26 protein-coding genes are annotated in these 21,748 nt (G+C 73.7%); 13 read left to right on the top strand and 13 right to left on the bottom strand.

Annotation, left to right across the window (positions count from 1 at the left end):
• Entirely contained in the window at window positions 1-765 is a 765-nt protein-coding gene (locus ACFYXV_RS27220; protein WP_383350713.1) for an SDR family oxidoreductase, read from the bottom strand.
• Between the two features lie 56 nt (window positions 766-821).
• Here ACFYXV_RS27220 and ACFYXV_RS27215 point away from each other — a divergent pair, with 56 nt between their 5' ends.
• The 5 genes from ACFYXV_RS27215 to ACFYXV_RS27195 all read left to right on the top strand — a co-directional run bounded on the left by ACFYXV_RS27215 (window position 822) and on the right by ACFYXV_RS27195 (window position 5,300).
• Window positions 822-1,613: an enoyl-CoA hydratase family protein gene (locus ACFYXV_RS27215; RefSeq protein WP_389384267.1), complete on the top strand. Its 792-nt coding sequence runs from the start codon at window positions 822-824 to the stop codon at window positions 1,611-1,613.
• Window positions 1,610-2,461, top strand: a complete 852-nt coding sequence (locus ACFYXV_RS27210) for a CoA transferase subunit A (protein ID WP_383501104.1) — start codon at window positions 1,610-1,612, stop codon at window positions 2,459-2,461. Before ACFYXV_RS27215 ends, ACFYXV_RS27210 begins: the two co-directional genes overlap by 4 nt.
• A 98-nt stretch (window positions 2,462-2,559) precedes the next feature.
• Window positions 2,560-3,255 (top strand): CoA-transferase subunit beta, encoded by a 696-nt coding sequence (locus tag ACFYXV_RS27205; protein ID WP_385476916.1) that lies wholly within the window; start codon window positions 2,560-2,562, stop codon window positions 3,253-3,255.
• Window positions 3,256-3,271: 16 nt separating this feature from the next.
• Entirely contained in the window at window positions 3,272-4,345 is a 1,074-nt protein-coding gene (locus ACFYXV_RS27200) for an NAD(P)H-dependent flavin oxidoreductase (RefSeq protein WP_389384266.1), read from the top strand.
• A 28-nt stretch (window positions 4,346-4,373) separates the two neighbouring features.
• On the top strand, window positions 4,374-5,300 hold the full coding sequence (locus ACFYXV_RS27195) for a tyrosine-protein phosphatase (protein ID WP_389384265.1): 927 nt from the start codon (window positions 4,374-4,376) through the stop codon (window positions 5,298-5,300).
• A gap of 79 nt (window positions 5,301-5,379) precedes the next feature.
• Here ACFYXV_RS27195 and ACFYXV_RS27190 read toward each other — a convergent pair whose 3' ends face one another.
• The 5 genes from ACFYXV_RS27190 to ACFYXV_RS27170 all read right to left on the bottom strand — a co-directional run bounded on the left by ACFYXV_RS27190 (window position 5,380) and on the right by ACFYXV_RS27170 (window position 10,204).
• Complete coding sequence (locus ACFYXV_RS27190) at window positions 5,380-7,062, bottom strand: DEAD/DEAH box helicase (protein ID WP_389384264.1); 1,683 nt, start codon at window positions 7,060-7,062, stop codon at window positions 5,380-5,382.
• A 103-nt stretch (window positions 7,063-7,165) separates the two neighbouring features.
• The gene (locus ACFYXV_RS27185) at window positions 7,166-7,369 is read right to left on the bottom strand and encodes a cold-shock protein (protein ID WP_008743912.1); all 204 of its coding nucleotides are present in this window, start codon (window positions 7,367-7,369) and stop codon (window positions 7,166-7,168) included.
• Between the two features lie 214 nt (window positions 7,370-7,583).
• Complete coding sequence (locus ACFYXV_RS27180; protein ID WP_389384263.1) at window positions 7,584-8,741, bottom strand: acetyl-CoA C-acetyltransferase; 1,158 nt, start codon at window positions 8,739-8,741, stop codon at window positions 7,584-7,586.
• 20 nt (window positions 8,742-8,761) lie between these two features.
• Window positions 8,762-9,397, bottom strand: a complete 636-nt coding sequence (locus tag ACFYXV_RS27175) for a TetR/AcrR family transcriptional regulator (RefSeq protein WP_327131659.1) — start codon at window positions 9,395-9,397, stop codon at window positions 8,762-8,764.
• A 15-nt stretch (window positions 9,398-9,412) separates the two neighbouring features.
• The gene (locus tag ACFYXV_RS27170; RefSeq protein ID WP_383345831.1) at window positions 9,413-10,204 is read right to left on the bottom strand and encodes an SDR family oxidoreductase; all 792 of its coding nucleotides are present in this window, start codon (window positions 10,202-10,204) and stop codon (window positions 9,413-9,415) included.
• A 79-nt stretch (window positions 10,205-10,283) separates the two neighbouring features.
• Here ACFYXV_RS27170 and ACFYXV_RS27165 point away from each other — a divergent pair, with 79 nt between their 5' ends.
• On the top strand, window positions 10,284-11,429 hold the full coding sequence (locus tag ACFYXV_RS27165; RefSeq protein WP_389384262.1) for an acyl-CoA dehydrogenase family protein: 1,146 nt from the start codon (window positions 10,284-10,286) through the stop codon (window positions 11,427-11,429).
• A complete protein-coding gene (locus tag ACFYXV_RS27160) occupies window positions 11,429-12,478 on the top strand; it encodes an acyl-CoA dehydrogenase family protein (RefSeq protein WP_389384261.1) in 1,050 nt (349 codons plus the stop codon). Before ACFYXV_RS27165 ends, ACFYXV_RS27160 begins: the two co-directional genes overlap by 1 nt.
• Here ACFYXV_RS27160 and ACFYXV_RS27155 read toward each other — a convergent pair.
• The 3 genes from ACFYXV_RS27155 to ACFYXV_RS27145 form a co-directional block, all read right to left on the bottom strand.
• Window positions 12,471-13,211 carry a class I SAM-dependent methyltransferase gene (locus tag ACFYXV_RS27155; RefSeq protein ID WP_389384260.1) on the bottom strand — a complete coding sequence of 247 codons (741 nt, stop codon included), beginning with the start codon at window positions 13,209-13,211 and terminating at the stop codon, window positions 12,471-12,473. The two genes, ACFYXV_RS27160 and ACFYXV_RS27155, sit on opposite strands and share 8 nt — an antisense overlap.
• 65 nt (window positions 13,212-13,276) lie before the next feature.
• Window positions 13,277-13,669 (bottom strand): hypothetical protein, encoded by a 393-nt coding sequence (locus ACFYXV_RS27150; protein ID WP_389384259.1) that lies wholly within the window; start codon window positions 13,667-13,669, stop codon window positions 13,277-13,279.
• 49 nt (window positions 13,670-13,718) lie between these two features.
• Window positions 13,719-14,051 (bottom strand): hypothetical protein, encoded by a 333-nt coding sequence (locus ACFYXV_RS27145; RefSeq protein ID WP_389384258.1) that lies wholly within the window; start codon window positions 14,049-14,051, stop codon window positions 13,719-13,721.
• Between the two features lie 154 nt (window positions 14,052-14,205).
• Between ACFYXV_RS27145 and ACFYXV_RS27140 the strand changes: the two genes are divergently transcribed.
• The gene (locus ACFYXV_RS27140) at window positions 14,206-14,643 is read left to right on the top strand and encodes a nuclear transport factor 2 family protein (RefSeq protein WP_385476593.1); all 438 of its coding nucleotides are present in this window, start codon (window positions 14,206-14,208) and stop codon (window positions 14,641-14,643) included.
• On the top strand, window positions 14,643-15,518 hold the full coding sequence (locus tag ACFYXV_RS27135) for an NAD(P)H-binding protein (RefSeq protein ID WP_389384257.1): 876 nt from the start codon (window positions 14,643-14,645) through the stop codon (window positions 15,516-15,518). The genes ACFYXV_RS27140 and ACFYXV_RS27135 overlap by 1 nt, the downstream gene beginning before the upstream one ends.
• Here the strand turns inward: ACFYXV_RS27135 and ACFYXV_RS27130 are convergent.
• Together ACFYXV_RS27130 and ACFYXV_RS27125 are read right to left on the bottom strand one after the other, a co-directional pair.
• Entirely contained in the window at window positions 15,445-16,428 is a 984-nt protein-coding gene (locus ACFYXV_RS27130) for an alpha/beta hydrolase (RefSeq protein WP_389384256.1), read from the bottom strand. The two genes, ACFYXV_RS27135 and ACFYXV_RS27130, sit on opposite strands and share 74 nt — an antisense overlap.
• Window positions 16,425-17,150, bottom strand: coding sequence for an SDR family NAD(P)-dependent oxidoreductase (locus tag ACFYXV_RS27125; protein ID WP_389384255.1), 726 nt, complete (start codon window positions 17,148-17,150; stop codon window positions 16,425-16,427). The genes ACFYXV_RS27130 and ACFYXV_RS27125 overlap by 4 nt, the downstream gene beginning before the upstream one ends.
• Window positions 17,151-17,255: 105 nt before the next feature.
• Here ACFYXV_RS27125 and ACFYXV_RS27120 point away from each other — a divergent pair, with 105 nt between their 5' ends.
• Genes ACFYXV_RS27120 through ACFYXV_RS27110 form a run of 3 tightly spaced genes read left to right on the top strand, consistent with a single transcriptional unit; the run spans window position 17,256 to window position 19,167 of the window.
• Window positions 17,256-17,852, top strand: a complete 597-nt coding sequence (locus tag ACFYXV_RS27120; RefSeq protein WP_389384332.1) for a PadR family transcriptional regulator — start codon at window positions 17,256-17,258, stop codon at window positions 17,850-17,852.
• A gap of 18 nt (window positions 17,853-17,870) precedes the next feature.
• Window positions 17,871-18,599, top strand: a complete 729-nt coding sequence (locus tag ACFYXV_RS27115) for a VWA domain-containing protein (protein ID WP_383345623.1) — start codon at window positions 17,871-17,873, stop codon at window positions 18,597-18,599.
• Between the two features lie 55 nt (window positions 18,600-18,654).
• Window positions 18,655-19,167, top strand: a complete 513-nt coding sequence (locus tag ACFYXV_RS27110) for a pyridoxamine 5'-phosphate oxidase family protein (protein ID WP_385476577.1) — start codon at window positions 18,655-18,657, stop codon at window positions 19,165-19,167.
• Here the strand turns inward: ACFYXV_RS27110 and ACFYXV_RS27105 are convergent.
• A complete protein-coding gene (locus ACFYXV_RS27105) occupies window positions 19,160-20,503 on the bottom strand; it encodes a DUF1906 domain-containing protein (protein WP_389384254.1) in 1,344 nt (447 codons plus the stop codon). The two genes, ACFYXV_RS27110 and ACFYXV_RS27105, sit on opposite strands and share 8 nt — an antisense overlap.
• Window positions 20,504-20,777: 274 nt before the next feature.
• Here ACFYXV_RS27105 and ACFYXV_RS27100 point away from each other — a divergent pair, with 274 nt between their 5' ends.
• Entirely contained in the window at window positions 20,778-21,194 is a 417-nt protein-coding gene (locus ACFYXV_RS27100) for a hypothetical protein (RefSeq protein ID WP_389384253.1), read from the top strand.
• A 65-nt stretch (window positions 21,195-21,259) separates the two neighbouring features.
• Here ACFYXV_RS27100 and ACFYXV_RS27095 read toward each other — a convergent pair whose 3' ends face one another.
• Entirely contained in the window at window positions 21,260-21,745 is a 486-nt protein-coding gene (locus ACFYXV_RS27095) for an ATP-binding protein (RefSeq protein ID WP_389384331.1), read from the bottom strand.
• Window positions 21,746-21,748: the final 3 nt, after the last annotated feature.

The following is a 21,748-nucleotide window of genomic DNA, read 5'->3' as shown; positions in this document are numbered from 1 at the left end:
TCAGCTCTCCTTGTTGACCGTTGCCGCATCCAGAAACGCCGGGCGCTCCCCGCCTCCGTGCACGAGCAGGCTCGCCCCGCTCACATACCCCGCCCGGCCGGAGGCAAGAAACACCGCAGCCGCCCCGACGTCCGAGGGATCGGCCAGCCTGCCCAGCGGAACGGTCGCCCCGACGGCCGCGATCCCCGCCTCGTCCCCGTAGTGGAGGTGGGCCAGTTCGGTCCGCACCATCCCCAGGACCAGCGAGTTCACCCGCACCTCGGGCGCCCACTCCACGGCCATGGACCGGGCCAGGTTCTCCAGCCCCGCCTTCGCCGCCCCGTACGCGGCCGTCCCGGGCGATGGCCGGGTCCCGCTCACGCTGCCGATCATCACCACCGATCCCCGGGTCTCGCGCAGCCGCGGGTACGCGGCCAGCGAGGCCGTCATCGGCGCGAGCAGGTTCAGCTCGACGACCCGTGCGTGCCGCTCCGCCTCGCCCTCCCCCAGCAGCCGGTACGGGGTCCCGCCCGCGTTGTTGACCAGGCAGTCGAGCCGTTCGTACCGGCGCTCGACGGACCCGAAGAACTCCTCGACGGCGACCGGATCGCGCAGGTCCAGTGCGGCGAACGAGGCGGTACGGCCGTCCGCGACGACCGGCTCCCGGGGCGGGCGGCGGGCGCAGACGACGACCTCCGCGCCCGCTTCGAGGAACGACCGGGCGATGCCGGCGCCGACGCCGCGGGTTCCCCCGGTGACGACGACAACCCTCCCGTCGAGCTCCATAGGCTGCTACCTTCCTCACCTAACAAATGTTTGGTGGAAAGGTAGCTGATCCTCTCATGGGTGTCTCCACCTCAAGCCCCGGCAAGGGCATCGCACTTGTCACGGTCGACTTCCCTCCCGTCAACGCCCTTCCCGTACGGGGCTGGTACGAGCTCGCCGACGCCCTGCGCGCCGCCGGCCGCGACCCCGGGACCCGGTGCGTCGTACTGGCCGCCGAGGGGCGCGGCTTCAACGCCGGCGTCGACATCAAGGAGATGCAGCGCGACACCGGACACGACGCGCTCATCGGGGCCAACCGCGGCTGTTACGAGGCCTTCGCCGCCGTGTACGAGTGCGAGGTGCCCGTCGTCGCGGCCGTGCACGGGTTCTGCCTGGGCGGCGGCATCGGCCTCGTCGGCAACGCCGACGCGATCGTGGCCAGCGAGGACGCGTCCTTCGGACTCCCCGAGCTCGACCGGGGCGCGCTCGGCGCCGCCACCCATCTGTCCCGGCTCGTCCCGCAGCACCTGATGCGCGCCCTCTACTACACCTCCCGCACCGCGAGCGCCGCCGAACTGCACGCGCACGGCTCGGTGTGGAAGGTGGTGCCGCGCGCGGAGCTGCGGGACGCGGCCCTGGAGCTGGCCGCCGAGATCGCGCGCAAGGACGGCTACCTGATCCGGCTGGCCAAGGCGGCCATCAACGGCATCGACCCGGTCGACGTGCGGCGCAGCTACCGCTTCGAGCAGGGGTTCACCTTCGAGGCGAACCTCAGCGGGGTCGCCGACCGGGTCCGCGACACCTTCGGAGAGCCCGCGGCCGCGGGGAGCGCAGGGACCGCAGGGACCACAGGGAAGGAGCGCTCATGACCGACAAGACGATGACCCCCGACGAGGTGGCCGGGCAGCTGCGCAGCGGAATGACGCTGGGCATCGGCGGCTGGGGCTCGCGGCGCAAGCCCATGGCCCTGGTGCGGGCACTGCTCCGCTCGGGGATCACCGATCTCACGGTGGTCTCGTACGGCGGCCCCGACGTCGGCGTGCTCGCGGCCGCCGGCCGGATCCGCCGCCTCGTCGCCCCCTTCGCCACCCTCGACTCGATCCCGCTGGAGCCGCACTTCCGGGCCGCCCGCGAGAGCGGTGCCTTCGCCTTCACCGAGTACGACGAGGCCATGTTCATGTGGGGCCTGCACGCCGCCGCGAACCGGCTGCCCTTCCTCCCCGTCCGCGCCGGCCTCGGCTCCGACGTCATGCGGGTCAACCCGGAGCTGCGGACCGTCACCTCCCCCTACGCCGACGGCGAGGAGCTCGTCGCCGTCCCCGCCCTGCGGATGGACGCCGCCCTCGTCCACCTCAACCGCGCCGACCGCCTCGGCAACGCCCAGTACCTGGGCCCGGACCCGTACTTCGACGACCTGTTCTGCGAGGCCGCCGACGCCGCGTACGTCTCCTGCGAGCAGCTCGTGGAGACCGCGGAGCTCTCCAAGGCCGGCCCCCCGCAGTCCCTGCTGGTCAGCCGGCACTCCGTCACGGGCGTCGTGGAGACCCCGAACGGCGCGCACTTCACCTCCTGCGCCCCCGACTACGGGCGCGACGAGGCCTTCCAGAAGCTGTACGCGGCCACCCCCTGGCCGGAGTTCTCCGCCCGCTTCCTCTCCGGCGGCAGCGAGCACGCCTACCAGTCGGCCGTCCAGGCCTGGCACGAGGAGCAGCGGTGAGCGCATCGGGTACGGCGGACACGGCCGGAACGGCGGGCACGTCCGCAACGGGTACGGACGTCTCGCGGGCGGACGTCTCGCGGGCGGAGTACTGCGTCATCGCATGCGCCGAGGCGTGGCGCGGCAACGGAGAGGTGCTGGCCAGCCCGATGGGCCTGATCCCGTCGTTCGGGGCCCGGCTGGCGAAGCGGACCTTCTCCCCCGACCTCCTGCTGACCGACGGCGAGGCGCTGCTCGTCGGTCTGGACGGGGAGACGGAGGGCTGGCTCCCCTACCGGCGCCACCTCACGATGGTCACCGGCGGGCGTCGGCACGTGATGATGGGCGCCAGCCAGATCGACCGCTTCGGCAACCAGAACATCTCCTGCATCGGCGACTGGGCGCGGCCCTCGCGCCAGCTCCTCGGGGTGCGCGGTGCGCCCGTCAACACGCTGAACAATCCGGTGAGTTACTGGATCCCGCGGCATTCGACGCGGGTGTTCGTCGAGCGGGTCGACATGGTGAGCGGGGTGGGCCACGACCGGGCGGAGGCGGCCGGGGTGACCCGCTTCCACCGGCTCCCCCGGGTGGTCAGCGATCTCGGCGTCTTCGACTTCGCCGGCCCGGACCGCTCGATGCGGCTGGCCTCCCTCCACCCGGGCGTCACCGTCGAACAGGTCCGGGAGGCCACCGGGTTCGCCCTGGCGGTGCCCGGCGAGGTCCCGTACACCCGGGAGCCGACCGCCGGGGAGCTGCGGCTGATCCGCGAGGTGATCGACCCGAAGGGGCTGCGCGACCGGGAAGTGCGGGCCTGAGGCGATGACGACGGCGATGCCCCTGAAGACGGCATTCACGAAACTGGTCGGGGTCGAGCATCCGATCGTGCAGACCGGCATGGGCTGGGTGGCCGGCCCGCGCCTGGTCTCGGGCGCCGCCAACGCGGGTGCGCTCGGCATCCTGGCCTCGGCGACGATGACGGTGGACGAGCTGCGCGCGGCGGTCCGCGAGGTCCGCTCCCGTACGGACGCCCCGTTCGGGGTGAACCTTCGCGCGGACGCGGGGGACGCCGCGGAGCGGGTCCGGCTGATCATCGAAGAGGGCGTACGGGTGGCCTCGTTCGCGCTCGCCCCCTCGAAGGAGCTGATCGCCCGGCTCAAGGACGCGGGCGTGGTGGTGATCCCCTCGATCGGGGCCCGCCGGCACGCCGAGAAGGTCGCGGCCTGGGGCGCCGACGCGGTGATCGTGCAGGGCGGCGAGGGCGGCGGGCACACCGGGGACGTGGCCACGACCGTCCTGCTGCCCCAGGTGGTCGACGCCGTGGACATCCCGGTGGTGGCGGCGGGCGGCTTCCACGACGGGCGCGGGCTGGTCGCCGCCCTGTCGTACGGGGCCGCGGGCATCGCCATGGGCACCCGTTTCCTGCTGACCTCGGACTCCACCGTCCCCGACGCGGTGAAGGCCCGGTACCTGGAGGCCGGCGTCAAGGACGTCACCGTCACGACGGCCGTGGACGGGCTCCCGCACCGGATGCTCCGCACCGAGCTCGTCGCCTCCCTGGAGCGGTCGGGCCGTGCGCGGGCGCTGGCCCGGGCGGTCCGGCACGCGGCCGCGTTCCGCGGGCTGTCGGGTCTGTCCTGGCCCCAGATGGTGCGCGACGGGCTCGCGATGAAACACGGCAAGGACCTGTCCTGGAGCCAGGTCCTGCTCGCCGCGAACACCCCCATGCTCCTCAAGGCGTCCATGGTCGAGGGCCGTACGGACCTCGGCGTCATGGCATCGGGCCAGGTCGCGGGGGTGATCGACGATCTCCCTTCGTGTGCGGAGCTCGTCGCCCGCGTCATGGCCGAGGCCCACGGTGTGCTCGCGCACCTGCGGTCGCTCGACGCCCTGCCACCACCAGGGTGACCTCCTTCCCCGCTCCAGGAGCCGCCAGATGAGCCGTGCCCGAATCCGCCTGGCGATCGCGGTGCTCGCGTCCGCCCTCGCCATCGGGACCCTGCCCGCCGCCGCACACGCCGCGCCGGCGGCGCACAGCACCACCGCCGGCCGGTACCACCAGCAGGCGGAAACGATTCGCCAGATCCCCCTCCAGGGCGCGGTCAACGTCCGCGACCTGGGCGGCTACCGCACCTGGACCGGCGGCCGGGTCCGCCAGGGACTGGTCTACCGCTCCGATGCGCTCGGCAAGCTGACCCCGGCGGACATCACCGCCCTCTCCGGTCTCGGCCTCACGAAGGCCGTCGACTTCCGCATCCCCATGGAGCTCCAGTACGACGGCGCCGACCGGCTGCCCGCCGGACTCACCGCCACCTCACGCCCCGTCAGCGACCTCGGCCTGTACGGAACCCTCCTCGGCGCGATATCCAGCGGCGACCCCGCCACGCAGGAGCGGATGCTCGGAGGCGGCCGCGCCGAGGCCTACATGCGCGACATCTACCGCACCTTCGTGAGCAGCCCCGAGAACCGGGCGCAGTTCGCGACGACGCTGCGGGAGATCGCGGACGGCAAGCAGGGCCCGCTGCTGTACCACTGCACCTCGGGCAAGGACCGTACCGGCTGGATGAGTTACGTCCTGCTGCGCGCCCTGGCCGTCCCCGAGCCCACCGCCACGAGCGACTACCTCGCGTCGAACACCTTCCGCGCCGCGTACGACGCCCAGGTGCGGGCGGGCCTGAAGCAGTCCGGGCGGATGCAGAACCCGGACCTGCTGATCCCGCTGCAGGAGGTCCGCCAGGACTACCTGGACGCGGCGACCGCGCAGATGGACGCGGACTACGGCGGCTTCCACGGCTACCTCACGGACGGCCTGGGCCTGGACCTGTGGACCCTCGCGAAGCTCCAGGACAAGCTGGTCCGCTGAACCGTCCCGCCCCGCGGGCGACAGCACGACGCCGGGCAGCACCCACAGGTGCTGCCCGGCGTCATCGCGTGTACGGGGATCAGACCGCCCGGCGGCGCCCCTGGCCCGCGGAGCCCACCCGGCTGCGCGACGAGGCCGCGGCCGCGCCGCCGGCGGAGGCGGTGCCTGCGCCGCGCCGGGCCTGGCCGCCGTTGCCCGAGCCGCCGGAGCCGCCCTGGCCGCGCCGGGACTGGCCCGAGCCGGAGGCCGCCGGGGCCTGGCCGGAGCCCGCGCCGCCGGAGCGGCGGCCGCGGCCGCCGGCCGCCGGGGCGCCGCCCGTGGCGGAGCCGGTGCGCGGGCCGCTCGAACGGCGGCGCGAGGAGCCGGAGCCGGAGCCCGAGCCGCCGCGAGCCTTGGCCGGGGCCGGCTGCTGCGGCACTTCCAGCACCACGGGGATGCCCGAGGGCTCCTTGGCGCCGGTGAGGCGGGACAGCTCCTCGTCGGAGGACTTGATCTGCGCGGTGCGCGGGGAGATCCCGGCGTCCGACATCAGGCGGGACATGTCCCGCTTCTGGTCGGGCAGCACGAGGGTGACCACGCTGCCGGACTCGCCGGCGCGCGCGGTACGGCCGCCGCGGTGCAGGTAGTCCTTGTGGTCGGTCGGCGGGTCGATGTTGACGACCAGGTCGAGGTCGTCGATGTGGATGCCGCGCGCGGCCACGTTGGTGGCGATCAGCGCGGTGACCTCACCGGTCTTGAACCAGTCCAGGGTCCGGTTGCGCTGCGGCTGCGAGCGGCCGCCGTGCAGGCCGGAGGCGCGGACGCCGTCCGCGAGGAGCTTCTTGACCAGGCGGTCGACACCGCGCTTGGTGTCCACGAACATGATCACCCGGCCGTCGCGAGCGGCTATGCGCGTGGCCACGGCCTTCTTGTCGGTCTCGTCCATGACGTACAGGACGTGGTGCTCCATCGTGCTGACCGCGCCGGCGGACGGGTCGACGGAGAAGGCGACCGGGTCGTGCAGGAACATCTTGACGAGCTTGTCGATGTTCTTGTCGAGGGTCGCCGAGAACAGCATGGTCTGGCCCTCGGGCTGGACCTGCTTGAGCAGGGCGGTGACCTGCGGCATGAAGCCCATGTCGGTCATCTGGTCGGCCTCGTCGAGAACCGTGATGGCGACCTGGGAGAGGTCGGCGTCACCGCGGTCGATGAGGTCCTTCAGACGGCCGGGGGTGGCGACGAGCACCTCGGCGCCGCGGCGCAGGGCGCCGGACTGCCGGTTGATCGACATGCCGCCGACGACGGTCGTGGTGCGCAGGTTGACGGCCGTGGCGTAGGGCGCCAGGGCGTCGGTGACCTGCTGCGCGAGCTCGCGGGTCGGTACGAGGACCAGCGCCAGCGGCTGCTTCGGCTGCGCGCGGCGGCCGGCGGTGCGGGCCAGCAGCGCCAGGCCGAAGGCCAGCGTCTTGCCGGAGCCGGTGCGGCCGCGGCCGAGCAGGTCACGGCCGGCGAGCGAGTTCGGCAGCGTCGCGGCCTGGATCGGGAACGGCTCGGTGACGCCCTGGGCGGCGAGGGTCTTCAGCAGCGCCTCGGGCATGCCCATGTCCTCGAACGCGGCGACCGGCGCCAGCGCCGGGGTCAGCGGCTCGGGCATGGTGAATTCTTGGGGCCTGGCGACGGGGGCGGACTTCTGCCGTCCCGCGCCAGCCTTCGGACGTCCCTGAGCCGCACCTCGACCCCGGGTGGGGCGGCGGCTGGGGCGTGCGGAGCTGGAGCTGGTCATGCGAGAAAGCCCTCCTGAAACCGGCAAGGTAAAGCAAAGGTGCGAAACAGCAGACAAGCCGGGGCCCGCACCTTGCGGTGCGGACCCCGGCAAGCTGAAGCAATTAGGCGGGGAGGATGTTCTCCGCCTGGGGGCCCTTCTGGCCCTGGGTCACGTCGAACGAGACGCGCTGACCCTCGGTGAGCTCACGGAAGCCCTGGGTGGCGATGTTCGAGTAGTGGGCGAAGACGTCCGGGCCGCCACCGTCCTGCTCGATGAAGCCGAAGCCCTTTTCCGAGTTGAACCACTTCACGGTGCCAAGTGCCATTTTAAATCTCCTGAATAGGCGGCAAAGGGCCCCATCCGGAGAGTCCGGCAAAACAATAAAAGCGCCTGCGGAGCATTCCCGTCAGGCGCACATAAAGTTCATGGGTACCACAACTGCAACGCTCACCAAGCTAGCACACCTCGGCGCCGGCACCCAGCCCCGCCTGCGCGTCGGCCGGGCGGATCCGGGGGCGGGACCCCCGGATCCCTTGCGGCTACAGCCTCTCGATGATCGTGACGTTGGCCTGGCCGCCGCCCTCGCACATGGTCTGGAGGCCGAAACGGCCGCCCGTGCGTTCCAGTTCGTGGAGCAGGGTGGTCATCAGTTTCACCCCCGTGGCGCCCAGCGGATGGCCCAACGCGATGGCCCCTCCGTTGACGTTCACCCGTTCGGGGTCGGCGCCGGTTTCCTTCAGCCAGGCCAGGACGACGGGGGCGAAGGCCTCGTTGATCTCCACCAGGTCGATGTCGTCCAGCGACATGCCGGTCTTCTTCAGCGCGTACGCCGTCGCCGGGATCGGGGCCGAGAGCATCCGGATCGGGTCCTCGCCCCGTACCGACAGGTGGTGGATGCGGGCCCGCGGCCGCAGGCCGTGCTCGGCCACCGCCCGCTCGGAGGCGATCAGCATGGCCGCGGCCCCGTCGGAGACCTGCGAGGAGACGGCCGCGGTGATCGTGCCGCCCTCGACCACGGGCTTCAGCCCCGCCATCTTCTCCAGGGTGGTGTCCCGGCGCGGGCCCTCGTCGGCGCGCACGTCCCCGTACGCCACCGTCTCGCGCGCGAAACGGCCCTCGTCGAGGGCCCGGATCGCCCTCTGGTGCGAGCGGAGCGCGAACTCCTCCATGTCGCGGCGCGAGATCCCCCACTTCCCCGCGATGAGCTGTGCGCCGTGGAACTGGTTGACCGGCGCGTCCCCGTACCGGGCCCGCCAGCCCTCGCTGCCCGCGTACGGGCCCTGCGTGAGGCCGAGCGGTTCCGCCGCCTGCCGCGAGGCGAAGGCGATCGGGATCATCGACATGTTCTGGGTGCCGCCCGCGACGACCAGGTCCTGGGTCCCGGAGAGCACGCCCTGCGCGGCGAAGTGGACGGCCTGCTGCGAGGAGCCGCACTGGCGGTCGACCGTGACCCCCGGCACCTCCTCGGGCAGCCCCGCCGCCAGCCAGGCCGTCCGCGCGATGTCCCCGGCCTGCGGGCCCACGGTGTCCAGGCAGCCGAAGACCACGTCCTCGACGGCGGCCGGGTCCACCCCGGACCGTTCCACCAGCGCCTTCAGGACGTGCGCGCCCAGGTCGGCCGGGTGGACGCCCGAGAGGCCTCCTCCGCGCCGGCCCACGGGGGTGCGTACGGCGTCGACTATGTAGGCCTCGGGCATGACGGGTGCTCCTTCGGGGGTCAGCTGCGTACGGCGATCCCGTCCAGCACCATCGACAGGTACTGGCGGGCGATCTCCTCGGGGCTGTGCTGTCCTCCCGGCCGGTACCAGGACGCCGCCACCCACACCGTGTCGCGGACGAAGCGGTAGGTGAGGCGGATGTCGAGGTCGGCCCGGAAGACCTTGGCGGCGACCCCGCGCTCCAGCGTCCCCAGCCAGGCCTTCTCGAACTTCTGCTGCGAGTCGGAGAGGTAGTGGAAGCGGGGCTGCGCGGACAGGTGCCGGGATTCCTTCTGGTAGATCGCGACGGCGGCGCGGTGCCGGTCGATCTCCCGGAAGGACTCGGTGACGAGGGCCTCGATGGTCTCCCGGGGGCCGAGGCCGGCGGCGAGGACGGTGTCGTAGCCCTGCCAGAGCTCGGTGAGGAAGGCCGAGAGGATCTCGTCGAGCATCGATTCCTTGGAATCGAAGTGGTAGTAGAGGCTGCCGGCGAGCATGCCGGCGGCGTCGGCGATCTTGCGGACGGTGGTGGCGTTGTAGCCCTGCGCGGCGAAGACCTCGGCGGCGGTGTCGAGGAGCTCGCGGCGGCGTTCGGGCGAGGCGCTCACCTGGGGCTTCTTGGCCGGCGGTGTGGCTTTCGGCTTGTTCGTTGGCACGGGCCCATTCTGGGGCTACGGATGCTGGCTGCTGACCGAGACGGTCTCGCCCGTCATGTACGACGAGTAGCCGCTGGCCAGGAACACGATGACGTTGGCGACCTCCCAGGGCTCGGCGTACCGGCCGAAGGCCTCGCGGGCCGTCAGCTCGGTCAGCAGCTCCTCGCTGGTCACCTTCACCAGGTGCGGGTGCATGGCCAGGCTCGGGGCGACCGCGTTGACCCGTACGCCGAACCCGGCCGCCTCCAGCGCGGCGCAGCGGGTCAGCGCCATCACCCCGGCCTTGGCGGCGGCGTAGTGGGCCTGGCCGGTCTGGGCGCGCCAGCCGACGACGGAGGCGTTGTTGACGACGACCCCGCCCCGGCCGGAGGCCTTGAAGGAGCGCAGGGCGGCGCGGGTGCAGCGGAAGGTTCCGTTCAGGGTGACGTCGAGGACCTTGCCCCACTGTTCGTCGGTCATGTCGACGAGGGCGGCGGTGCCGCCGAGGCCGGCGTTGTTGACGACGAGGTCCAGGGCGCCGTGGGTCTGCTCGGCGAGCGCGAACAGGGCCCCGACCTGGTCCTCGTCGGTGACGTCGCAGGGCAGGGAGGTGACGCGGCCGGCGCCGAACTCGGCGGCGAGGGCCTGTTCGGTCTCCTTCAGGCGGCGGGCGTGCGCGTCGCCGATGACGATGCGGGCGCCCTCCTCCAGGAAGCGGCGGGCGGTGGCCCCGCCGATCCCGGCTCCGGCGGCGGCGGTGATGACGGCCGTACGGCCTTGGAGCAGCCCGTGACCCGGCACGTAGTCGGGGGCCTTGGGGGTGTTCATGCTCATGGCCGTACGTTAACCTACCAAACACTTGTTAGGGAAGTGTCGAGCGGGCCCGTACGACGGAGGCGGACAGCTGATGGACCTGACCCACGCACCGGGGGTGGCGGAGTTCCGGGCCGAGGCCCGCGCCTGGCTCGCCGCACACGTTCCCGAACACCCCCTCCCCTCCCTGGAGACGGCCGAGGGCTTCGCCGCGCACCGCGCCTGGGAGGCCCGGCTGCACGCGGACCGCTGGTCGGCGGTGTCGTGGCCCGCCGAGTACGGGGGCCGGGGCGTGGACATCGAGCGGTGGCTGGTCTTCGAGGAGGAGTACTGGGCGGCGGGCGCCCCCGGCCGGGTCTCGCAGAACGGCATCAGCCTCCTCGCGCCGACCCTCTTCGACCACGGGAGCGCCGAGCAGCGGGCCCGGGTGCTGCCGCCGATGGCGAGCGGCGAGGTGATCTGGGCGCAGGCCTGGTCGGAGCCGGAGTCGGGCTCCGACCTGGCCTCGCTGAAGTCGCGGGCGGTGCGCACCGGGGGCGGCTGGCTGCTGTCGGGGCAGAAGACCTGGTCCTCGCGGGCGGCCTTCGCGGACCGGGCCTTCGGCATCTTCCGGACGGATCCGGGGGCCCCGAAGGCGCACCAGGGGCTGACGTACCTGATGTTCGACCTGCGGGCGCCCGGGGTGACGGTGCGGCCCGTCGGCCGCCTCGACGGGAAGCCCGCCTTCGCGGAGCTCTTCCTCGACGAGGTCTTCGTACCGGACGCGGACGTGATCGGGGAGCCGGGGCAGGGCTGGCGGATCGCCATGTCGACGACGGGCAACGAGCGCGGGCTGACGCTGCGCTCGCCGGGACGGTTCCTGGCGGCGGCGGACCGGCTGTGCGCGCTGTGGCGGGCCGAGGGCGATCCGGCGGACACCGCGGTGCGGGACCGGGTGGCGGACGCGGTGGTCGGCGCGCGGGCGTACGAGCTGTTCACGTGGGCGGCCGCATCGCGGTTCGCGGCGGGAGAGCGGATCGGCGCCGAGTCCAGTCTGAACAAGGTGTTCTGGTCGGAGTACGACATCGCCCTGCACGAGACGGCGCTGGACCTGCTGGGCCCGGACGCGGAGCTGGCGGAGGGCGTGTGGGCGGAGCCCTGGGTCTTCTCGCTGGCCGGGCCGATCTACGCGGGCACGAACGAGATCCAGCGCGACATCATCGCCGAGCGGCTGCTCGGCCTCCCGAAGGGCCGCCGCTGATGCGCTTCCTGCCGACCGGCGAGCAGTCGGAGTTCGCCCGTACGCTGCACGGCCTGCTCGGCGCCTCGGAGGTCCCTGCGGCCGTACGGGCCTGGGGCGCGGGGGACCACGGGCCGGGGAGGGCGCTGTGGTCGCGGCTCGCGGGGACGGGCCTGTTCGCGCTCGCGGCGGACGAGGCGTACAGCGACCTGGGAGGGCTTGGCCCGCTGCCGGCGGAGCTGGCGCTCGGCTTCGTGGAGCTGGGGCGTGCGGGGGTGCCGGGACCGGTGGTGGAGACGGCGGCCGCGTCCGTGCTGCTGTCGGAGCTGGCGCGGCCCGGAGAGGAAGGGAGGGAAGGGGAGGGGGACGCGGGGCCGGCGAAACGCTTCCTGCCGGGGCTGGCGGCGGGCGATGCCCTGGCCACGCTGACCTTGCCGGGCGGGGGTCCGTACGCCCTGGACGCGGACGCGGCGGCGTACTGCTTCACGGTCTCGGCCGCGGGCGAGCTCCGGCTGGCGGGCGGCCCCGGCGAACCGCTGGGCTCCACGGACCCGGCGCGCCGGCTGTCCCGGCCCGCGCCGGGCGGGGAGCTGCTGGCCTCCGGCCCCCGGGTCCTCGCGGCGGCGGAGACCGCCCTGGGCTGGGCGCGGCTGCTGACGGCGGCCCAGTGTCTGGGGGTGGGCGAGGCCCTGCTGGCGAGCACGGTGGCGTACGTGAAGCAGCGCACGCAGTTCGGCGCGCCGATCGGGAGCTTCCAGGCGGTGAAGCACCGGCTGGCGGACACGCTGCTGGCCCTGGAGTTCGCGCGGCCGCTGGTGTGGGCGGCCGCGCTGGGCCTGGCGCCGTGGGAGGTCGCGGCGGCGAAGCTGGCGGCGGGCGGGGCGGCGTACGCGTCGGCCATGACGGCGCTGCAGCTCCACGGGGCCGTCGGCTACACGGAGGAACTCGACCTCTCCCTGTGGCTGCGCAAGGCGCGGCCGCTGCGCGAAGCGTGGGGCTCGCCGGCACAGTGCCGGGCGGCGGTGCTGCGGGAACGCCGGTGGGGGGCGACGGGGGAGCGGCTCAGATGACGGCCAGGGCGAGGGTGACGACGTAGCGCTCCTCGACCGTCCCGTCGGGGAACAGGGTGCTCAGCCGGGCCCGTTCCGCGTCGAGGAACTCCCGTGTGCCGGCCGGGCCGAGCATCAGGAAGGCGGAGTGGCTGGCGTGGTTGGCGAGGTGGACGCCGAGCGGGATCCGCCGCGACCAGCGGATCTCGCGCAGGGTGAGGCCGAGCCCGGGGGGCAGGGTCCGGTGGCCGACCCCGTCGGCGCCGAACAGGTCCCGGATCCGCTCGTCCTGCTCGGCGATCCAGGGGACGGCGGAGTCCATGTCGTTCCACCAGAGCGCGAGCGCCCCGCCGGGCCGCAGCACGCGGCGGGCCTCGGGGACCGAGCGGGCGGGGTCGGTCCAGTGCCAGGCCTGGGCGTACGTGAGGAAGTCGAACCCGGCGGTGACGAGGGGCAGCCGGTCGCCGTCCCCGCGCACGAGCGGGATCCCCGGGTTCGCCCGGCGGAATTCGGCTGCCATGCCGTCGCCGGGTTCGACGGCGACGACCTCCGCCCCGCGGGCCCGCAGCAGCCCGGTGGCGATCCCGGTCCCGGCCCCCACGTCGGCCACCCTGGCGCCGCGCAGCCCGCGCCCGGCGAGCTCCTCCACGGCGTCGAACAACTCCCCCGGATATCCGGGCCGGTTCGCGGAGTACAGCGCGGCGGCGCCGTCGAAGGACCGGGCACGGATGCGGGGCTCGGGCGTGGAAGTCATGGCGCCATTGTTTTCGATCACGGCCCCTGGGGCCAGGCCCCGGCGGCCCTCCGGGGGCGCCCGGTTCAGCGGTACTCGCGCACGACCTCGATCCGGCCCACGATGTGCGCGTTGAACTCGTCCAGCTCCTCCGCCGGCACCCACAGCTCCAGGATCGTCTCCCCGCCCGCCTGCCGGACCGGGTAGCGGGCCAGGAAAGCGGTGTCGACCTCGAAGCGCGTCACGAAGCCGGCGCCGTCGTGCTTCACGTTCCAGTCGCGGGCGATGCGGATCGCGTAGTCCTCGTTCAGGACGGGGTAGAAGATCGGCTGCTCCGGCAGCCGCGGCGGCCAGGCCCGCCAGTCGAGGGCGCGGACGAGGTCGAGCTCCACGGGGCCCGCCGGGCGCCAGAGCGTGGTGGTGTTCGCGTTCGGGGTCGACGTCGGGGTCGGCCTCGGGGTCGGGTTCGTCGTGGACATGGGGCCCGACCTTAGACGCGGCGACACCCGGCCGACCAGCGGGTTTCGCTCAGGCGGGGCGGCGGCGGGGGCGGGGGCGGCGCAGGGAGTAGCGGACCAGGATCAGCGTCTGGACGGCGAGCAGGATCGCGGCGCCCGTGCCGGCCGTGGAGAGGGCGTCCGGCGAGGCCCAGGCCCGGCTGCCCAGTTCGGCGACGCCCACCGCGACCAGCGCGACGAGGAAGCGGGGCGTGAACTCGGCGTCGGTGCCGTGCAGGACGCCCGAGCCGACGACGAAGACGGCCAGCAGCACCGGGATCCACGGGGCGCCCGGCTCGCGCAGCAGCAGCGCGGCGCCGAACTCCACTGCCAGGACGAGCAGGTTGCGGAGCAACATCGACATGAGCACATCATGCCCGCCGCACTCCGGCCGCCGACACCCCCTCCTGTTGCAATACGGACCGACGGTCCGTATCTTCGGGCAAGAGAAACGGACCATCGGTCCGAATAGCCGTGAACGGAGAGCCGCCATGCCCGAAAGCACCTCGCCCCCACCGGTGCCCGCCCCCTCCTCCCCCGCGGAGCTCTACCGCCACGGCCTGCGCCTGCTCCTCGACAAGGACATCGCCTCCTGGGTCGGCCTGTGGTCCGAGCACGGCTCCATGGAGTTCCCCTTCGCTCCCCCCGGCTGGCCCGGGCGCCTGGAGGGGCGGGCGGCCATCGCCGCGTACATGCGCGACTACCCCGACCACATCGACCTGCACGACTTCCCCGACCTGCGCATCCACGAGACCGCCGACCCCGCGACGATCGTGGCCGAGATGCGCGGCGTGGGACGCGTCGTCGCGACCGGGAGCCCCTTCGACATGACGTACATCGCCGTCGTGACCGTCCGGGACGGGCGGTTCGCCTCCTACCGCGACTACTGGAACCCCCTCGCCGTCCGCGAACCGGGGCTGGACTTCGCGGCGGACGACACCCGGAGCGCCGCCTGATGCCCGGCACCACGCCCGGTGCCACGCCCGGCACCACCCTCGTCATCGGCGCCACCGGCACCACCGGCAGCCGTACCGCCGCGCAGCTGATCGCCGCCGGCCGGCGCGTCAGGGCCGCCGGCCGCTCGGCCGCCCCGCTCCCGGGCGCCGAGCCGGTCCGCTTCGACTGGTACGACCCCGCCACGCACGACGAAGCCCTCGCCGGAGCCGACCGCGTCTACCTCGTCCCGCCCGTCGGAGACCCGGACCCGGCCGCCGTCATGCTGCCCTTCCTGGAACGGGCGCGCGCCGCCGGCCTGCGCCGCGCCGTACTCCTCAGCTCCTCCGCCATCCCCGCGGGCGGCCCGGCCGTGGGTGTGGTGCACCAGGCCCTGCCCGGCCTGTTCGAGGAGTGGGCGGTGCTGCGGCCCTCCTGGTTCATGCAGAACTTCACCGGCACGCACGCCCACGCCGACTCCATCCGCGCCGAAGGCGCCCTGCGCACCGCGGCCGGGACGGGCCGGGTCGGATTCGTCGACGCCGAGGACATCGCCGCCGTCGCCGTACGGGCCCTCACCGACGACCGCGCACCCAACACCGACCTGGTCCTCACCGGGCCCGAGGCGCTCAGCCACGACGACGTCGCCGCGATCCTCACGGAGGTCACCGGCCGCCCGGTGGTCCACCACCACCTGACGTACGAGGCCGTACGGGACGCGCTCGCCGCGGCCATCCCGCCGGAGTTCGCGGCGATGCTGGCCGGCATGGACCGGGCCATCGCCGAAGGAGCGGAGGACCGTACGACCGACACCGTCCGGCGCCTCACCGGCCGCCCGCCCCACGGCTTCCGGGCGGCCGCCGAACGGGAACTGGCCGCCGCGATCCGAAAGGCATGACCTGACAGGTGGCGCGCAGCCAGGCCGCGGCGGCGGCGAGGGCCTCCCGGCCGGCCGGGAGCGGCAGGCCCAGGAACCCGTGGAAGACCCCCGGGTACAGGTGCACCGCGCACTCCACCCCCGCCGCACCCAGCCGGCGCGCGTACGCCAAGCCCTCGTCCCGCAGCGGATCGCAGTCCGCCAGCACCAGCAGCGTGCGCGGGAGCCCCGAGAGGTCGGGGGCGCGCAGCGGCGAGACGTGCGGGTGCGCCGGGTCTCCGCCGTACTGCTCCCAGTACCAGGCCATGTGGGCCGCGGTGTGGAAGTGGCCCTCGGCGTACGCGGCGGTGGACTCCGTCGCCATGGCCGCGTCCAGCGGCGGGTACACCAGCAGCTGGCCCGCCACCAGTTCCGGGGCCCGCAGGGCGGTCACCGCCGCCAGGTTGCCCCCGCTGGAATCCCCCGCCACCGCCACCCGGTCCGGATCGCAGCCCAGCGCGAGCGCCTGCGCCCGGGCCCACAGCAGTACGTTCAGCGCGTCGTCCGGCGCCGCCGGCCAGGGGTGTTCGGGGGCGAGGCGGTAGTCGGCGGAGACCACCACCGCGCCCGACCCGGCGGCCAGCGAGCGGCACGTCGCGTCGTGCGTGGCGAGCCCGCACATCACCCAGCCGCCGCCGTGGAAGAACACCGCCAGCGGCCGGCCCGTCGAGCCCGGCGCCGGGTCGTAGACCCGGACCGGGACCCCGCAGGCCTCGGTGTCCCGGACCGAGGCCACCTCCGGTCCCGCCGACCGGCCGCCGGCCGCGGCCGCCCGCAGGGCCGCCACGTCCCCCGGGCCCGGGAACGCCGCCGTCATCGCGTCGCACAGCGCCCGGGCCCCGGGCGACAGCGGGTCGCCCCCCGTGCCGCGGCCCGCGAGGTCCTCGCTCATCGCGCCGTCATCCCCCCGTCCACCGCGAACTCCGTCCCCGTCACGTACGAGGAGGCGTCCGAGCAGAGGAACAGGACCAGCTCCCCGACCTCCTCCGGCCGCCCCATCCGCCCCAGCGGTACGTGCGACCAGTCCCGGCCGGCGAACTCCGCCACCATCGGCGTGTCGATCGCCCCCGGATGCACCGAGTTGACCCGGATCCGGTCCCCCGCCAGGTCCAGCGCCGCCGACCGGGTCAGTCCGCGCAGCCCGAACTTGGTGGACCCGTACGCCGCGTGGCCGGGGATGCCGACCAGCCCGGCCGTGGAGGAGACGTTCACGACCGACCCGCCACCGGCCGCCCGCAGCACCGGCGCCACCGCCTGGATGCCGAGGAAGGGCCCCAGCAGGTTCACCCGCAGCAGCGCCTCGAACTCCTCGCGCCGCTGCCGCTCCACGTGCGCCGTGCGCCACAGCGCCGCGTTGTTGACCAGCGCGGATATCGTGCCGAAGGTCCGTACGGCCTCCCGCACGACCTCGGCCCAGCCCTCCTCTTCGGCCACGTCGTGCCGTACGTACAGGCCCTGGTCCCCCAGCGAGGACGCGACCGCCCGGCCCTCCTCCTCCCGTACGTCCGTGACGACCACCCGCGCGCCGGCCTCCGCGCACAGGCGGGCCTCGGCCGCACCCTGCCCGCGCCCGGCGCCCGTGATGACGACGACCTTCCCGTCCAGCGAGACCATCCGCCACTCCTCCCCGTACGCGATACGCCTAATAGGAATACCCCTATCAGTCATACGGAAAGGAAGGAAGGGAAGCGCGCGAGGGCCCGGAAACCGGGTCGTAGACTGCGCCGCGTGGCAGACGAGACGAACAGGCGCCCGCTCCCGGCGACCGGCTGGGCGGTGCTCGGGCTGCTCTCCTTCGGGAAGGAACTCTCCGGCTACGACCTGAAGAAGTGGTCGGACCGGTCGCTGCGCTTCTTCTACTGGAGCCCCTCCTTCAGCCAGATCTACAGCGAGCTGGGGCGCCTGGAGAAGGCCGGTTACGCCTCGTCGAGACTGGTCGCCCAGGAGACCGGCACCCGCGACAAGCGGGTGTACCGGATCACCGAGGCGGGCATGGCGGCCGCTCGCGCATGGGCCCGCGAGACCCCTGCCGACCCGCCCGTCCTCAAGCACGGGCCGATGCTGCGGCTGTGGCTGGGCCACCTGCTGGAGCCCGACCAGATGCGCGAACTGCTGCTGAGGCAGCAGGAGTTCGCGGAGGGGATGCGCCTGGCCGCGGTGGCCGACGCCGCGGACGCGCCCGACGAACCGGCCTCGGCCTACCCGGCGCTCACCCTCAGGTGGGCGGAGCGCTACTACGCCTCCGAGAGCGCCCTCGCGGCCGCGATGCTCGACGACCTCGCGGGCCTGGAGGATCGCGGCCCCGCAGGCCGGTAGCTGACGTACCCTCGGGCCATGACGGGCAGCGCGATCGACCTCCGCACGATGGAAGCGACCGCTCCGGCGCTCGTGAGCCTCTACAAGAGCGCCGGGATCTCGCTGCGCAAGCACGGCCTGGAGGGCGTGCGCGCAGCGGTGTACCTGGTCCTGGACTACTCGGGGTCGATGCGCCCGTACTACCGCGACGGCACCGTGCAGGCCTTCGCCGACCGGGTACTGGGCCTGTCGGCCCACCTCGACGACGACGGCCGCGTGCCGGCGGTGTTCTTCTCGACCGGGGTCGACGCGGTGGAGGAGATACCGCTCGCCGGGCACCAGGGGCGGATCGCCGAGATCGCCTCCCGCCTGGGCCACATGGGCAAGACGGCGTACGACGCGGCCATGGAGGCCGTGATCGACCACTACCTGGACTCGGGGGCGGCGGATCCGGCGCTGGTCGTCTTCCAGACGGACGGCGGGCCGATCGACAAGACCGCGGCGGAACGGTACCTGTGCAAGGCGGCCCGGCTCCCGCTGTTCTGGCAGTTCGTCGGCTTCGGCCGGACGCACAGCACCCAGTTCGACTTCCTGCGGCGGCTGGACGAACTGCCCGTGCCGCAGCGGCGGGTGGTGGACAACGCGGGCTACTTCCACGCGGGCCCGGACCCGCGCGAGGTCCCGGACCCGGTGCTGTTCGACCGGCTGGTCATGGAGTTCCCGTCCTGGCTGGCGTCGGCCCGCGCGGCCGGCATCGTGCGCGCCTGAGCGGATCGTGCGCGCCTGAGCGGCCGGTGCGGGTGCCAGGCGCTTTGATGGGCGTATGACGACCACGAACAACTGGGCATCGTTCGAGAATCGGGAACCGGAATTCGCGGCGATCGTACGGGCCCGATTCGCGCTGTACCCGCACCACGTCCTCGGCACGCTGCGCAGGGACGGCTCCCCTCGGCTGACCGGGCTGAACGTCGACATCCGCGGCGGCGAGCTGTGGCTCGGGATGATGCCGGGCTCGATGAAGGCCAAGGACCTCCAGCGCGACCCGCGCTTCGCCCTGCACACCAACCCCGGGGCGGGCGAGGAGATGCCGGACGGGGACGTACGGATCTCCGGGCGCGCGATCGAGCTGCTGGACCCGCCCGAGCTGCACCGGTACGCGGAGGAGACGGAGACCCCGCACCCCTTCCACCTCTTCCACGCGGACCTGACGGAGGTGGTCCACACCGGCATCGACGGCGACGACCTGGTGGTCCGCACCTGGAGCCCTGCCCGGGGCCTCCACACCCTGCGCCGGGGCAACGACGACGAACCCCCGCGCGAGGACCCGGCTAGCTGAAGAGGGGGCGCCGCGCCCGGGCGGGGGCGCCCAGGGACGCCGGGCCGCGCAGGGACGCCGGACCGCCCAGGGTCTCGGGGTCGACGTCGACCCAGCTGCGGTCGATGTTGATCGTGACCCCGGCGTACGTGGCGTCGTGGTCGCCGCGGTACTGGTGGGCGCGGCGGCGGCCGGCCCAGCGGTGCGTGCCGGCGGGCAGGCCGGTGTCGGTGTCGGCGACCGAGGCCTTGCCGTTCCAGGAGGCCACCCACAGCACGTCGGGCATGGCCTCGGGGGCCTGGTCGTGGTGCTCGTTCAGGGCCTTGGCCCCGGAGCTCGCGGCCACGTAGGCGCCGGCGCGGTAGCCGAGCTCGTGCAGGCGGACCGTCCAGGCGGTGAGGTACGCGACGACCGGCGGGTCCCAGGTGGTGCGGTCGGTGTAGTTCTCCAGGTCGTTGTAGAGCACCGCGCCCTCGGCCAGGCCCAGGGACCGGGCGGCCCCGACGGCGCCCTCGGCGGCCTCGAAGCCCTCCTGGTTCGCCCGGGAGGGGTCGGTGGACAGGCCGGTGGCCGGGTTGTTCCAGGGCTGCGGTCCGACCCAGAGCGGCATCAGGTGCCAGCCGGCCCCGGCCTGCCGCCGGACCCAGTCGGCGGTGAGCCGGGGCTGGGCGCAGGCCCGGGCGCGGCCGCCGATGTAGATGCCGACGGCGCCGAAGGGGGAGGCGCCCCGCCACTTGTCCATGGCGCCCTGGGCCGGGGCGGTGCAGGTGTCGAAGCCGGCGCCGGTGAGGGGCTGCTGGGCCCGGACCGGCTTCGGACCGGCGACGGCGGAGGCGGGCTCGGCGGGGAGGCTGCGGCTGCTGCTGCGGCCGGGGGCGCCGCCGGCGGCGGCCCGCGCGAGCACGTTCCGAACGGCATCGGAGGCGCCCCCGTACGAGACGGTGGCCATCACCCCGGCCGCGCGCAGGGCGTACCGCACCTCGCGGCTGCCCCCCGCCTCCGCGGGGGCTGCGGGGATCCCGCCCGGCCCGCCGACCCGCAGCGTCGGGATGTCGGCCCGCGCCGGTGCTCCGTCGAGGGGCTCCAGGTGCAGGGTGTCGGCCCGCCGCCGCACGGCCCGCCCGCTGCACTCGCCCTGCGTACCGGCGTGCCCGAGGTACAGCGTCGGCAGGTCCAGCCGCAGGCAGGCGCCGGCGTCCCGCTCCAGGTCGACGATCCGCCACTCCCCGGGCACGGCGACCCGCATCCCCCGGTACTCGACGGTCCGGCCGTCCTCGGCGGCGGTGGAGGGATGGACGGGGACCAGCAGGGCGGCGGCGCCGAGCAGGCCGCTCAGCAGGGTTCGGATGGGGACCATGATCCAGATGGGTACCAGACTCCGGCCCCGCGAACTGCGCGCTCCCCGAGCAGAGTTGGCCCGTCCGGCCCAGTCCGCCCCCGCCGGGCCGGTCGGCGCGCGTCACCTGCACGAGTGAAACGGGCCCGGGCCCGTCAGGCGCGCGGTCGACCCGTACGGCCGGAGTCCGCAGGGGGTCTTGCGGGTGAGTACGCGTACTCAGGCGGATGTCAGTAGCGCTGGATAGCGTCGCGACTGTCCGACGAACGGACGACACGACGATCTGGGGGACGACATGAAGAAGCGCGCGACCGCCTTGGCGGCCCTGGCCCCGGCTCTCGCCCTGATCCTGGCGGCGAGCCCGGCCCAGGCCGCGCCGGCGGACGAGATCATCGGCTATCCGGGCCCCGACGGCCTGATCTGGATCGCCGACCAGGCCGGCTCCAGCGGCTTCGTCTCGGGCGGTCTCTCCCCGCACCTGGACACGTTCATCACGTTCGGCTGCGCAGGCGGCGGCACCGTCGAGGTGGCCTTCCACCTCGACAACCACCCGGACCGCGACCCGGCCCCCTTCACGATCGACTGCCCCGAGGCCGGCCCGGCCCGGGTCACCGTCCCCCTCGGCACGGGCCTCAAGGGCGGCTTCGGAGCCTGGGTGACGGCCTCGACCCCGACCACCCACTGGGGCGCCACGGTCACCCAGCCCGAATAACCCCGGAACGCCACAGCGCCCGCCATCCCTGGTCGGGGACATGGCGGGCGCTGCGCCGCCCCCCTTCACCCGGGCGCCAGCTTGAAGCCGGCCCTGACCGTCTTGCCCACCACCTCCTCGCGGACTTCGAACTCGTCAGCGAGTACGCCGACCAGCCAGAGGCCACGCCCCCGCTCCGCCTCGGAACCGGGCTGCCACAACACCGGACGGCCCGGGCCGCTGTCTCGCACCTCGATCCACACCCCGTCCTGCTCCCGCGTCAGCCGTACCGCGAACTCACGTCCGGGCGGGGCGCCGTGCAGTACGGCGTTCGCCGCCATCTCGGAAGCGCACAGGCGCATGTCATCCCGCCGGTCGGACACACCCCAACCGGCAAGCGTGTCGCCGACGAACTGCCGGACCGCACGCGCCGAACCGCGAGCCCGGGGAAATCGCTGCTCCCTGAACGAGGGCACAGGCCCACCGCCTTCACTCTGAGCTTCCAAGGCCACACGGACCGTATCGCTATTCGCAAAAAGCAGCAAGGTTTGGGAGGGTGGGTGCGGCAGCATCTG

It is taken from the genome of Streptomyces sp. NPDC002181, assembly GCF_042890485.1.
Lineage (GTDB): Bacteria > Actinomycetota > Actinomycetes > Streptomycetales > Streptomycetaceae > Streptomyces.
Note: the sequence above shows the minus strand (reverse complement) of the source record. Positions and strands in the feature narration are given on the sequence as shown.